This is a genomic window from Serratia sp. JKS296 (assembly GCF_900215445.1).
Taxonomy (GTDB): domain Bacteria; phylum Pseudomonadota; class Gammaproteobacteria; order Enterobacterales; family Enterobacteriaceae; genus Serratia; species Serratia marcescens.
Genome location: NZ_OCMX01000001.1, coordinates 3217192 through 3230385, shown reverse-complemented (window position 1 = coordinate 3230385; position 13194 = coordinate 3217192). Strand labels below are relative to the sequence as shown.

Annotated in this window: 12 protein-coding genes; 6 read left to right on the top strand and 6 right to left on the bottom strand. The window is 57.1% G+C overall.

The annotated features are described in order from the left end of the window. The first annotated feature begins 2 nt into the window (after positions 1 to 2). The 5 genes from CRO23_RS15535 (at position 3) to rmf (ending at position 5928) form a co-directional block, all read left to right on the top strand. On the top strand, positions 3 to 1907 hold the full coding sequence (locus CRO23_RS15535) for an ABC transporter ATP-binding protein (protein WP_015377351.1): 1905 nt from the start codon (positions 3 to 5) through the stop codon (positions 1905 to 1907). A gap of 76 nt (positions 1908 to 1983) precedes the next feature. After that, entirely contained in the window at positions 1984 to 3297 is a 1314-nt protein-coding gene (gene pqiA, locus CRO23_RS15530; RefSeq protein ID WP_369825817.1) for a membrane integrity-associated transporter subunit PqiA, read from the top strand. Beyond that, complete coding sequence (gene pqiB / locus CRO23_RS15525) at positions 3284 to 4930, top strand: intermembrane transport protein PqiB (RefSeq protein WP_016928295.1); 1647 nt, start codon at positions 3284 to 3286, stop codon at positions 4928 to 4930. The genes pqiA and pqiB overlap by 14 nt, the downstream gene beginning before the upstream one ends. Continuing rightward, a complete protein-coding gene (gene pqiC / locus CRO23_RS15520) occupies positions 4927 to 5487 on the top strand; it encodes a membrane integrity-associated transporter subunit PqiC (RefSeq protein WP_016928294.1) in 561 nt (186 codons plus the stop codon). The genes pqiB and pqiC overlap by 4 nt, the downstream gene beginning before the upstream one ends. Positions 5488 to 5757: 270 nt before the next feature. Further along, complete coding sequence (gene rmf, locus CRO23_RS15510; RefSeq protein WP_004928150.1) at positions 5758 to 5928, top strand: ribosome modulation factor; 171 nt, start codon at positions 5758 to 5760, stop codon at positions 5926 to 5928. A 64-nt stretch (positions 5929 to 5992) separates the two neighbouring features. Here the strand turns inward: rmf and fabF are convergent, their stop codons facing one another. From fabF to CRO23_RS15490, 4 genes are all read right to left on the bottom strand, one after another. After that, positions 5993 to 7270 (bottom strand): beta-ketoacyl-ACP synthase II, encoded by a 1278-nt coding sequence (fabF, locus tag CRO23_RS15505; protein ID WP_097102396.1) that lies wholly within the window; start codon positions 7268 to 7270, stop codon positions 5993 to 5995. Then, entirely contained in the window at positions 7267 to 7794 is a 528-nt protein-coding gene (locus CRO23_RS15500) for a winged helix-turn-helix transcriptional regulator (protein ID WP_028127999.1), read from the bottom strand. The genes fabF and CRO23_RS15500 overlap by 4 nt, the downstream gene beginning before the upstream one ends. A 317-nt stretch (positions 7795 to 8111) precedes the next feature. After that, positions 8112 to 8630, bottom strand: a complete 519-nt coding sequence (fabA, locus tag CRO23_RS15495) for a bifunctional 3-hydroxydecanoyl-ACP dehydratase/trans-2-decenoyl-ACP isomerase (protein ID WP_004928144.1) — start codon at positions 8628 to 8630, stop codon at positions 8112 to 8114. Between the two features lie 68 nt (positions 8631 to 8698). Continuing rightward, positions 8699 to 10447: an AAA family ATPase gene (locus CRO23_RS15490; RefSeq protein ID WP_033640797.1), complete on the bottom strand. Its 1749-nt coding sequence runs from the start codon at positions 10445 to 10447 to the stop codon at positions 8699 to 8701. A 210-nt stretch (positions 10448 to 10657) separates the two neighbouring features. On the opposite strand from CRO23_RS15490, the gene matP reads away from it, so the two are divergent. Beyond that, on the top strand, positions 10658 to 11116 hold the full coding sequence (gene matP / locus CRO23_RS15485) for a macrodomain Ter protein MatP (RefSeq protein WP_004928138.1): 459 nt from the start codon (positions 10658 to 10660) through the stop codon (positions 11114 to 11116). A 102-nt stretch (positions 11117 to 11218) separates the two neighbouring features. Here matP and ompA read toward each other — a convergent pair whose 3' ends face one another. Then, a complete protein-coding gene (ompA, locus tag CRO23_RS15480; RefSeq protein ID WP_004928134.1) occupies positions 11219 to 12298 on the bottom strand; it encodes a porin OmpA in 1080 nt (359 codons plus the stop codon). 356 nt (positions 12299 to 12654) lie between these two features. Beyond that, on the bottom strand, positions 12655 to 13161 hold the full coding sequence (gene sulA, locus CRO23_RS15475; RefSeq protein WP_015377359.1) for an SOS-induced cell division inhibitor SulA: 507 nt from the start codon (positions 13159 to 13161) through the stop codon (positions 12655 to 12657). Positions 13162 to 13194: the final 33 nt, after the last annotated feature.

Below are 13194 nucleotides of genomic sequence, written 5' to 3'. Positions count from 1 at the left end.
CTATGTCGTTAATCAGCATGTCCGGTGCCTGGCTCTCTTTCAGCGATGCGCCACTGTTAGACAACACCGAAATTCATATTGAAGACAATGAGCGCGTGTGTCTGGTCGGGCGCAACGGCGCCGGCAAATCCACGCTGCTGAAGATCCTCGGCAAAGAGATCCCGCTGGACGATGGCCGGGTGATCTACGAACAAGATCTGATCGTGGCACGTCTGCAACAGGATCCGCCGCGCAATATCGGCGGCAGCGTATTCGACTTCGTAGCGGAAGGCGTTGCGGAGCAGGCGGAACACCTGAAGGCCTATCACGCGATCTCTCACCTGGTGGAAAGCGATCCAAGCGAGAAAAACCTGGCGCGCATGGCGCAAATCATGGAGATCCTCGATCACCAGGGGCTGTGGCAGCTCGACAGCCGCATCAGCGAAGTGCTGCTGCAGCTGGGGCTGAACGGCGACGCCGAGCTTTCCTCACTGTCCGGCGGTTGGCTGCGTAAAGCGGCGCTGGGCCGCGCGCTGGTGAGCTCACCGCGCGTGTTGTTGCTCGACGAACCGACCAACCACCTGGATATCGAAACCATCGACTGGCTGGAAGGTTTCCTGAAAGAGTTCGACGGCAGCATCGTCTTTATCTCGCACGACCGTTCGTTTATCCGCAACATGGCGACGCGCATCGTCGATCTGGATCGCGGCAAGCTGGTTTCCTGGCCGGGCAACTACGATCTGTATCTGCAGAGCAAAGAAGAAGCGCTGCGGGTGGAAGAGCTGCAAAACGCCGAGTTCGACCGCAAGCTGGCGCAGGAAGAGGTCTGGATCCGTCAGGGCATCAAGGCGCGCCGCACCCGCAATGAGGGCCGCGTGCGCGCGCTGAAGGCGCTGCGCGTCGAGCGCTCGCAGCGCCGCGAAGTGATGGGCACCGCCAAGATGCAAGTGGAAGAGGCGACCCGCTCCGGCAAAATCGTATTCGAGCTGGAAGACGTCAATTATCAGGTTGGCGAAAAAGTGCTGGTGCGCGGTTTCTCCGCCCAGGTGCAGCGCGGCGACAAGATTGCGCTGGTGGGGCCGAACGGCTGCGGCAAAACCACGCTGCTGAAACTGATGCTCGGTCAGCTGAAAGCCGACAGCGGCCGTGTGCACTGCGGCACCAAGCTGGAAGTGGCCTATTTCGACCAGCACCGCGCCGATCTCGATCCGGAACGCACGGTGATGGACAATCTGGCGGAAGGCAAGCAGGAAGTGATGGTCAACGGCCGTCCTCGCCACGTATTGGGCTATCTGCAGGACTTCCTGTTCCACCCGAAACGCGCGATGACGCCGGTGAAGGCGCTGTCGGGCGGTGAGCGTAACCGCCTGCTGTTGGCTAAGCTGTTTCTTAAACCGAGCAATCTGCTGATCCTCGATGAACCAACCAACGATCTCGACGTCGAAACGCTGGAGTTGCTGGAAGAGCTGATCGACGGCTATCAGGGCACCGTACTGCTGGTCAGCCACGATCGTCAGTTCGTCGACAACTCGGTGACCGAGTGCTGGATCTTCGAAGGCAACGGCGTGATCAATGCCTTCGTCGGCGGTTACTACGATGCGCATCACCAGCGCGCGACGGCGAAACCGATTCGTCAGGCGGCGCCGAGCGCGAGCAAACCGGCGGCGGAGAAAAAGGCCGAACAACCGAAGAAAACGGCGGCCAAGCTGAGTTACAACCTGCTGCGTGAGCTGGAACAGTTGCCGCAGCGGCTCGAACAGCTGGAAGCGGAAATCGAAGCGCTGCAGGCGCAGATGAGTGACGCGGATTTCTTCACGCGGCCGCACAGCGAAACGCAAGAAGTGCTGACGGCGCTGGCTGATGCCGAGCAAGCGCTGGAACAGGCTTTCGCCCGTTGGGAAGAGCTGGAAGCGATGAAAAACGGCTGACCGTTGCGATGCCGCCCGCGCGCTGCTGCGGGCGGCATCGACGTGCCGGTGAGCAACGTTATTTAGGAGGAATATGGTGTGTTCCCACAACAATCATCAGCAGCATAGTCATTCCGCACCCTCGGCGGCGCAACAGGATAACCTGATGCTGTGTCCGCAGTGCGACATGCTGGTGGCGCTGCCGCCGCTGGCCTATGGCAGCAAAGCGGTATGCCCGCGCTGCAAAACCACGCTCAGCGCCCGCTGGGACGAGCCGCGCAAGCGGCCGATCGGTTACGCGCTCAGCGCCTTATTCATGCTGGTGCTGGCCAACATTTTCCCGTTTATCAACATGCGCGTCGCCGGCCTCGGCAACGAAATCCGGCTGATCCAAATCCCGGAAGTCATGGTGGCGGAAGACTACGCCAGCATGGCCACCTTGTTTATGGTGTTCGTGCAGCTGATCCCGGCGTTTTGCATGGTGGCGATCATCCTGCTGTGCGCCAGAGTGCGTTTGCCACTGGGCCTCAAAGAATGGATGGCCCGGGTGCTGTTCCAGTTCAAGACCTGGTGCATGGTGGAGATTTTCCTCGCCGGGGTGCTGGTCAGCTTCGTCAAGCTGATGGCCTACGGCGATATCGGCATCGGCAGCAGCTTCGTGCCTTACTGCCTGTTCTGCCTGCTGCAGGTGCGCGCCTTCCAGTGCGTGGATCGGCGCTGGTTGTGGCAGGATATCGAACCGGCGCCGCGACTTAATCGCCCGCTGACGGTGGGGCGCACCGGCATGCGCCAGGGCGTGCGCTCTTGCGCGTGCTGCACGGCGATCTTGCCGGCCGATCAGGTGCGCTGTCCGCGCTGCCACACCAAGGGCTACGTGCGGCGTCGTCACAGCCTGCAGTGGACGCTGGCGCTGCTGGTGACCTCTGTCATGCTGTATATTCCGGCCAACCTGATGCCGATCATGGTGACCGAGGCGTTGGGCAACAAGATGAACTCCACCATCATGGCGGGGGTGATCCTGCTGTGGGGGGACGGCTCTTATCCGGTGGCGATGGTGATTTTCATCGCCAGTATCATGGTGCCGTCGCTGAAAATGTTGGCGATCGGCTGGCTGTGCTGGGATGCGAACGGCAGGAAGAAACCGCGCGCCGACAGCGAGCGTATGCATCTGATTTATGAAGTGGTCGAATTCGTTGGCCGTTGGTCAATGATCGACGTGTTTGTGATCGCCGTGTTGTCGGCGCTGGTGCGAATGGGGCAGTTGATGAGCATTTATCCCGCGACGGGCGCCGTGCTGTTCGCGCTGGTGGTGATCCTCACCATGTTCGCCGCCATGACATTTGATCCCCGGCTGACCTGGGATCGCGCAAGTGAAACAATCAACAAGGAGCCGCAAGGTGACGGAAAATAATCATAGCGTCGCGGACGTCGAGAAGATCAAACGCTGGTCGCCGGTGTGGATCATTCCCATCGTGACCGCGCTGATCGGCGCCTGGATCCTGTTTTACCACTTCAGCCATCAGGGGCCGGTGGTGACGCTGGTGACCTCGACGGCGGAAGGGCTGGAAGCGGGTAAAACCAAAATCAAAAGCCGCAGCGTTGACGTCGGCGTGGTGGAAACCGTCACGTTGAGCGATGACCTGAGCAAGGTGATGGTGCAGGCTCGCCTCAATTCCGGCATGGAAAAATTGCTGCGCCAGGATTCCGCTTTCTGGGTGGTGAAGCCGCAGATCGGTCGTGAAGGCGTCTCCGGGCTGGGCACGCTGCTCTCCGGCGCCTATATCGAACTGCAGCCGGGCAACAAAGGCAAAGACGGCAAAGACAACTATCAGCTGCTCGATGCGCCGCCGCTGGCCTCCCCGGATGCCAAAGGGTTGCGCATCGTGCTGGACAGCGAGAAGTCAGGCCAGCTCAACGCCGGCGATCCGGTGCTGTTCCGCGGTTATCGCGTCGGGTCGGTGGAAACCAGCTACTTCGATCCTAAAGAACGCGCTATGCGCTATCAGCTGTTCATCACCGCGCCTTACGATCAGTTGGTCACCACCAACGTGCGTTTCTGGAAAGACAGCGGCGTGGCGTTTGACATGTCGGCGCAGGGCATGCGGGTGGAGATGGGCTCGTTGACCACGCTGTTCAGCGGCGGGGTCAGTTTTGACGTGCCGGACGGCTGGGATCGCGGCGAACAGGCGAAAGAGAAGGCGGAGTACCAGCTGTTCGACAACCAGCGCAGCACGCAGGATTCACTGTATACCGTGCATAAGGATTACCTGCTGTTCTTCTCCGACTCGGTACGCGGCCTGCAGCCGGGCGCGCCGGTCGAGTTCCGCGGCATCCGTCTGGGTACGGTGGCGCAGGTGCCGTTCTATAAAGACGGCATGGCGCAGCGTCTGGATAACGATTACCGCATTCCGGTGCTGATCCGCATCGAGCCGGATCGCTTCCAGAAACAGCTGGGCGGCAACTTCGATATTGAAGGGCACCTGAAAGATGCGGAGTCTCGCGGCATGCGCGCCTCGATGAAGTCCGCCAACCTGCTGACCGGTTCGCTGTACATCGATCTTGACTTCTATCCGCAGGAAAAACCGTGGAAAGGGCCGCGCGAGCTGTTCGGTTATCCGCTGATGCCGACCACCAGCGGCGGTCTGGCGCAGATCCAGCAGAAACTGATGCAGACGTTGGATAAGATTAATTCGATGCCGATCAATCCGATGATCAACGAAGCGACCAAGACGCTGGCGGAAAGTCAGAAAACCATGAAGTCGACGCAGCAGACCATGAAGTCGCTGAACGACATCATCGCCAGCAAAGAGATGCAGGCGCTGCCGCAGGACATGCAGAAAACGCTGCTGGAGCTGAACCGCAGCATGAAAGGGCTCCAGCCTGGTTCACCGGCTTACAACAAGATGGTGGGCGACATGCAGCGCCTCGATCAGGTATTGCGTGAGCTGCAACCGGTGCTGCGCACCTTGAATGAGAAGAGCAACGCGCTGGTGTTTGAAGCCGCCGGCAGCACTGACCCTCAGCCGAAGAAGGCCACGAAATGATGAAATGGATCCCGGTAGCCCTGGCGCTGTTACTCAGCGCCTGCAGCAGTTCGCCACAGAAGACTTACTATCAGTTGCCGGCGCTGGGTGCGCCTGCTGCAGCCAGCAGCAGCGGCGCTTCCACGCGCCAGCTGTGGCTGGAACACGTGAGCGTGGCGGATTATCTGGCGCAGAACGGCGTGGTGTATCAGACCAACGACGTACAGTATGTGATAGCCCAGAACAACCTGTGGGCCAGCCCGCTCGACCAGCAGCTGCAGCAAACGCTGGTCACCAACCTGAGCAGCGCGCTGCCGGGCTGGGTGGTCTCTTCGCAGCCGATGAGCAGCGATCAGGATGTACTGAACGTGACCATCAGCGGCTTCCACGGCCGTTTTGACGGCAAGGCGATCATTCGCGGCGAGTGGGTGCTGAATCGCCAGGGGCGCCTGATCAAACGGCCTTTCAGCCTGGAATTGAAACAGGGTGAAGACGGCTATGATGCCCTGGTGCGCACCCTGGCGCAGGGATGGCAGCAGGAAGCTCAGGCTATCGCAGCACAGATGGGCGGCATTTAGTCATAATTTGGTCTAAAATCGTCTAATCCCTGTCGGCGTGAAAATCCGTTTTTTCTCGCTGGCAGGGATTTCTATTTATTTTCAATTGGTTAACCCCTTCCCCTGCAGATCAGCCACTTAGCATTTTCCTCGGGCGTAGCTCACAAATATGACATTGGCGTGAATTTTGCGCATTGATCTTCTCTTCTTTTAGCGCTATTGATTACTCGTGGCTGCGCAAAAAGCAGCCATTGTTTTCTTTCCACCAGACCAAAATGAGGGAAACGAGGCATGAAGAGACAGAAACGCGATCGTCTGGAAAGGGCGCATTCGAGAGGGTATCAGGCAGGTATTTTAGGGCGTTCCAGGGAACATTGTCCCTACCAATCATCAGTGGACGCCCGGTCTCAATGGCTGGGAGGTTGGCGAGAAGCCATGGAAGACAGGGCTGTGACCGCTTAAGCGGCTCCCTGTCAAATAAAAGGAATAACCTCCGCCCTTTGGCGGAGGTTTTTGTTTGTGCCGTTTATTCGTCCTGCCAGCGTTTCAGTAGAATACTCGCATTCACGCCGCCAAAGCCGAAGCCGTTCGATAAGGCGTAGGTTATGCTCATCGATTCAGCCCGTTTCGCGACCAGGTGCAAACCTGCCGCCGCCGGATCGGGATTGTCCAGATTCAGCGTCGCCGGGGCGATCTGGTCGCGTAGAGCCAAGGCGGTAAAGATGGTTTCTAGCCCGCCGGCGGCGCCGAGCAGGTGCCCGGTGGCGGATTTTGTCGAGGTTACCGCGACGCTCCCTGTCGTGCCAAACAGGTGTTTGATGGCATTGATTTCACCCAGATCGCCCACGGGCGTTGAGGTCGCGTGTGCGTTTAAATGCTGAACCTCTTCTGGGGCGACGTTCGCCTGCTTCAACGCGGTTTTCATCGCCCGATAAGCACCGTTGCCGTCTTCGGCACCGGAGGTCATGTGGTAGGCGTCGGCGCTGGTGCCATAACCGACGATTTCCGCGAGCGGTGTGGCGCCGCGCGCCCGCGCGTGTTCCAGCGTTTCAATCACCAGCATGCCGGCACCTTCCCCCATGACAAATCCGTCTCGCGCGCTGTCAAAAGGCCGAGAAGCCTGCCTTGCCAACTCGGCCGGTGCGGTGGACATAGCGCGCGCGGCGGCGAAGCCGCCCAGGCTGACGGTGTCGATAGCGGCTTCGGTACCGCCGCACAGCGCGATATCGGCCTCATCATTGCGGATCAGACGCACGGCGTCGCCAATGGCTTGCACGCCGGCCGCACAGGCGGTGACCGGTGCGCCAATCGGGCCTTTGAAGCGATGCTTGATGGAAACATGGCCGGCCGCCAGATTGACCAGGAAAGAGGGGATGGTGAACGGCGACAGGCGCTTGGCGCCGCGGTTGTCGGTGGTGCGTACCGCCTGGGCAATCGCCGGAAAGCCGCCAATGCCCGAGGCGATGACGGTGGCGGTGCGCTCTTGTTTTTCCTCCGTATCGGCTATCCAGCCGGCCTGACGAACGGCTTCATCCGCCGCCGCCATGGCAAACAGGATAAAGCGATCCATTTTCTTTTGGTCTTTGGGAGCGACGGAAGCGTCGGGGTTGAAGCCCGCTTCAGCATCCTGCGCCAGCGCCGGAACCTGACCTCCGACCTTGATCGGTAAATCTGCAACGATCTCGTCAGGCAAAGCCCGAATGCCTGACTCTCCTTTTAACAAACGTTGCCAGATGGTCTCCACGCCGCACCCTAACGGTGAAACGGCACCCATGCCGGTAATAACGATACGACGATTGCTCATGACGACTCCTTGGTAAGTTCAGATAAATCGGCGAGGCGCCGTTGCCGCATCAGTGCGGCGCGTTGATGTATGCCTTCATTTGCCGCAGGCCCTGGCGCCAGCGTAATAAACTGCGGCGGCACCGGTTGTTGGCTATCGATATTGACCAACTGGACCTGGATCGGCCGATCGGTGCGGCTGTCGACTAACAAGGCGCTAATGTCACCGTCGATCAAATGGCGATTGCCCCATTCTGAGAGAGCTGCCAGCACGGGGAGAAAATCGTTGCCGCGTTCGGTGAGCAGATACTGATAGCGGACCGGCCGCGTTTGATAACGTTGCTTATGCAGAATGCCGTGGGCCACCAAGTCCTTCAGGCGTCGGGCCAGGAGAGTCGGTGACATCCCCAGGCTTTGTTGGAATTCGTCGAACTTGGACAACCCCTGAAAGGCATCACGCAGGATCAGGATGCTCCACCATTCTCCGACACGATCTAATGAACGTGCGACGGGGCAAGGTGCATCGCTAAAGCGGGTTTTTTGCATATCGTCCCTTTTTCGGTACATTTATTGTAGTTACATGGAGGGCCTATACTAGGTGATTTTAAGGGGCAAGAAAATAACCGGACGCAAAAACCGCTATCGTGTCGATAGCTGGCTGTGGGGAGGGGGCGCTCAACCGGCCGGTGGCTTTGACCGTTTCGGTAGAGACATGCGGGATAAACCGGTTCGGTAGCGGGCGATTAAAGGAGGTGGGTAGTCTTTAAACGGTAAGAGAAAGAAATGCCATCACGCTGGGCGTGATGGCATGCATGCGAAGAGCATTAGCAAAGAAGACGATGGCCGCCCTCTTTTCTGCGTGATTAGAACGCTGTGGTATCCTTGAACAGACCCACTTTCAGATCGGTGGCGGTATAGATCACTTCACCGTCAACCAGCACTTCGCCATCGGCGACGCCCATGATCAGCTTACGGGTGATGACGCGTTTGAAGTTAATACGGTAGGTCACTTTTTTCGCGGTTGGCAGCACCTGTCCGGTAAACTTGACTTCACCAACGCCCAGCGCGCGGCCTTTGCCTTCGCCACCCAGCCAACCGAGGTAGAAACCGACCAACTGCCACATCGCATCCAGGCCCAGACAGCCTGGCATGACCGGATCGCCGATAAAGTGGCAACCGAAGAACCATAGGTCCGGATTAATATCCAGCTCCGCTTCCACATAACCTTTGTTGTGAGTCCCGCCGTCTTCGGTCATCTTGACCACGCGGTCCATCATCAACATGTTACCTGCCGGCAACGGTGGGCCACCGGCGCCGAACAGCTCGCCACGGCCGGATGCTTCGAGGTCTTCTTTCGTATAGGAATCGCGTTTATCTACCATGTTCTCAGTAAGCCTTATTTTAATGAAGGACGCAGGTTAGCTAACACGTGTACGCTGAACAAGTCCGATCAGCCGTGGTTGAACCAGTTGAGCCAGCGCAGCGGCCACGGACGACGGCGTTCCTGCAGGCTCACCTGCGCAATCCGTTCCTGAATGGCCGCCAACAAATTCGGCTGTTGTTCGTCAGAGTAGAGGCAACCTGTGAGCAAAGGCAAGGCTTCCGCCGCGCTCTCTACCGCCCACAGATGGAATTGCCCTTCGCGTACCGCGTCGACGATATCCTGGCGCAGGCAAAGGTGGCGCACGTTGGTCGCGGGCAATACGACGCCCTGTTTGCCCGTCAGACCGCGGCGTACACAAACCTCGAAGAAACCTTCGATCTTTTCGTTAACGCCACCTATCGGCTGTACGTTGCCGAATTGGTCGACGGAGCCGGTGACGGCGATCTGCTGGGTGATCGGTTGCTGTGACAGGGCGCTGATCAATGCGCACAGCTCAGCCAGCGAGGCGCTGTCACCGTCCACTTCACCGTAAGATTGCTCAAAGACGATGGAAGCGGAGAAGGGCAGTTGCTGATCAAGATCCAGTTCGGCGATCAGGAACGCCTGCATGATCATCATGCCTTTAGCATGCAGGTTGCCGCCCAGTTCGGCTTTGCGCTCGACGTCGGTGAACTCGCCGTCGCCGAGATGCACAACGCAACTGATGCGCGACGGTTCGCCAAAGCTGCGTGGATGACCGGGATAATCCAGGACTGACAGACCGTTGATCTGTCCGACCACTTCACCCTCGGTCTCAATCAGGATCTGACCCAACTCAATCTCATCCTGCATACGCTCGGCCAGATAGCTTTCACGCCATTCTCGGGCATTTAACGCCGCCTCGAACGCTTTGGCCGTAATGCGATCTTCTTCGGCATACAGTGCGGCTTCGGATAGCTGCTGGCCAATCCAAACCGGCGAGAGTGGCAGAATGCCCTGATCGCCACTGTAACGCACAGCCTGGACGATCAGCGGCGGCCAGGCGTCAGTCGCCAGCATCGGCAACTGCTGGTCGGCAATCACGCCGTTGACGTAACCGCACCACTGCGCCATATCATCAACTTCAGTCAGCTGCAGATCGTCTTCGAATTCACCGTAGATCGCTTGTTCGCTCAGTTCCGGCTCGATATCGTGAAAATCGGCCAGGCCGTGACGGTCGCCGACTACAATCAGCCGCAGATCCAGCGGCATCGGTGGAATGGCTACCGGCAGCGGGCGGGTTTCGTCTGGCGATACCCAGTGGAACTGACGCTGGCCGATCATCTGTTTCAGCCGCAGCCACAGCAACGGCTGAGCAAGCAGCGCCCGCGCCGACAGAATCAGAATGCCGCCGTTGGCCTGGTGCACCAGACCCGGTTGCAGGGTAATGTCGCCATTGTGGATCCGTACGCAGCCAAACAGCTGTTCCGGCTCAATCCACTCCTGGAACAGACAAGCGCCGCCGGCGGCAAAAGGTTCATCGCCACGGCTGGCAGGCTCGACGCTGACCTTGCCATCCTGAATGACATAGTGGCTGCCGCGGCATGCCGTATTTTTCGGCAGCAGTGGTTTGACGGCGTGAGCGATCAGTTCCAGATACTCACGCGTTTCTTGCGCTTTCAACAGCATGAAACGCGGTGGCGATTGGGGGTGGCAAAATAGCGTCAGGGCATTTTCCAGCCGAGGCTGAATGGCGGAAAAGGGCACGGGTGCCAACTGAGCGGCGGTATCAAATATCGCCTGATAAGGCGTTACGTCCGGCAATAAAGATTGCCATTCAAGTCGGTTATTGGTCAAAGTGTTAGATGCAATCGTTAAAAAGGGAAAGGGCGATTATACAAGAATAACGGCGGCTTGATACATGCGGAGTGCCAGTTGGCATCAGGGAGTTTGACATCGCGCGGTGACTGTGCAAAAAACAGTCTAAAAGACGGTTTAATTGCCGGGGAAATTCGGCGCAAAGCTGTTATGCTTATTTGAAGTTACGCGGTCACTGAAGAGCTCAAGATGAAATATCAGCAACTGGAAAATCTGGAGAGCGGTTGGAAATGGAAGTACCTGGTGAAGAAGCACCGGGAAGGGGAACTCATTACCCGCTACATTGAAAACAGCGCTGCTCAAGAGGCGGTTAACGAGCTGCTGAAGCTGGAAAATGAGCCGGTCAAGGTACTTGCATGGATTGCCGCTCATATGAATCCGGAATTGGATAACCGGATGAAACAAACGATCCGCGCCCGCCGCAAACGTCATTTTAACGCAGAACATCAGCATACGCGTAAAAAATCTATCGATCTGGAGTTTTTGGTTTGGCAACGATTGGCTGCCCTGGCGCGCCGCCGTGGAGTTACGCTGTCGGAAACCGTCGTGCAGCTTATCGAAGACGCTGAACGCAAAGAAAAGTATGCGAACCAGATGTCGTCGTTGAAAGAAGACTTGAAGGCGATTCTGGGCAAAGATCCCAAGTAAGCGCGTGAGAACGCCTCTATGGCGCCAGGCATTGAATGTTCTGGCAACAAGAGGACGAAAAAAAACCCCGCACTGGCGGGGTTTTTTATTAGGCGAGTAAACTTAGCCCTGAGGCTGAGTTACAACGTCTTTGATACCTTTAACTTCGATCTCTACGCGACGATCTGGTGCCAGGCAAGCGATCTGAGCTTTGGTAGCGCGGCCAGATTTGTAGCCACAGGTGTTGCCTGTAACTGCATCTGCTTCACCCATACCACGTGCAGAGATTTTGTCTGACGGGATGCCTTTGGAGACCAGGTAGTCAACAACGCTCTGTGCGCGTTGTTCAGACAGTTTCTGGTTGTACTGGTCAGAACCAACGGCGTCGGTGTAACCCAGAACAACTACGGAGCCGTCTTTAGGATCCATGGAGCTCAGCTGGGTGTACAGCTGATCCAGAGCCTGCTGGCCTTCTGCTTTCAGAGTAGATTTGTTGAAGTTGAACAGCACGTCAGACTTCAGAGTGAAACGCTTGGTTTCAACAACTGGAGCTGGAGCCGGAGCTGGTGCTGGAGCAACTACGTCATCCTGACCGAAGCGGTAAGAAACGCCCAGGCTCAGCATGGTGTTGTCTGGACGTGCGCCAACGGTACCTGCGTCACCGATGTTGCTTACGAACTGGTAATCCAGACGGGTAGCCCAGTTTTTGGTCAGTGCGTATTCAACACCAACAGCAGCCAGCGGAGAAACGCCGGTGTCGTGGTCGCTCAGGCGCTGACCAGTACGGCCGTAGTTAGCTTTGGAGTCTGCACGCCATACCATACCACCCAGACGAGTGTAGATGTCCAGATCGTCAGCAATTGGGTAGCTCAGTTTAGCAGCCAGTTGAACGCCCTGCGCTTTGAAAGCACCGTTGTTCACGCTGCCTTTGTAAGGCATGCGGCCGAGCCAGTCATAGCCCAGCTCGAAGCCCAGGTATTGGTTTGCCTGGTAGCCCAGGAACGCGCCGGCACCCAGCTGATCTTTATGGGTTGGGCCGTTGCCGATACCGTTCTGGTAACCGTTGCCGTAGAAGCCAACGTCATGGTACTGGGACCAGCCCAGTTTAGCACCGGTGTACCAGGTGTTATCTTTTGGAGCGGCTTGCGCTACGGTAGCGAAACCTGCCAGTGCCACTGCTAATGCGATAGCTGTCTTTTTCATTTTGCGCCTCGTTATCATCCAAATAGGCAATGAGCTTTAAAGCTGTTTAAGCCCTTGGTTAAATTCCTTCGCCAAGGTTTAAGCCCTCGTTTGTTACTCGCCAGTTTTTCTGACGTTATAGAGCAACCTTGGCGATGTAAAGTCTACAACGTGGCGCGAAAGTTACAAGTGTGATGTGATAAGGCTCTAAAAAAAAACGCGGAATCGTACATATTTGCTAACATTCTTAGCCTAAAAAAACGGCGATTCATCGCGCGTTTTTGCCTGCCAAACCGCAGCCGGACTCGCTTTTTGCCTTCCCCCGCAAAGGTTCCGCTTAGGGGGTGCGAAAATGATGGGAAAAATCCTAAATTTACTTAATGATACAAAGAAGAGTGAATTTTTAGGGTGGAACAGTGTCCGTGAGTCGGGCTAATGTCACGTTGAGGGCGCATGATAAACCCATAGGCATTACCCAATTCTGCCGCACGTCTTAATTTTAGACGATCCTCCTCCGTTAGCTCGGGCAACCAGCCGAGAACCACGCTGTAATTTCCCGTTTGCAGCGCTTTTTCCATCGCCTCAACCGTATTCACCGGGCTGATCTGGCTCAATTGCACCATTTTATCTACAGGCAGGCCGGATTGCTGCAGCCATTGCTTGCTTAATTTTTGCTGCGGCGTCAGCCACAGAAGCCAGCGAGACTGCTTGCCCAATTGCAGCAGCAGGGGCAACAGTAATTGAGCCACTGCGGGCTGGCGCTCGTTGTAAACAAGTTCACTGATCAAGCCATTCTCTTTGCCGATATCCGTGTTCTTCGCAACATTGCGCGTTGTATAAGAGCCATGGCCGAAATGAGGTTGGTAGAGTGATTGAGTACGCATAAAGTTCCCGCCCGTCGTGTTACTGTATGTTTA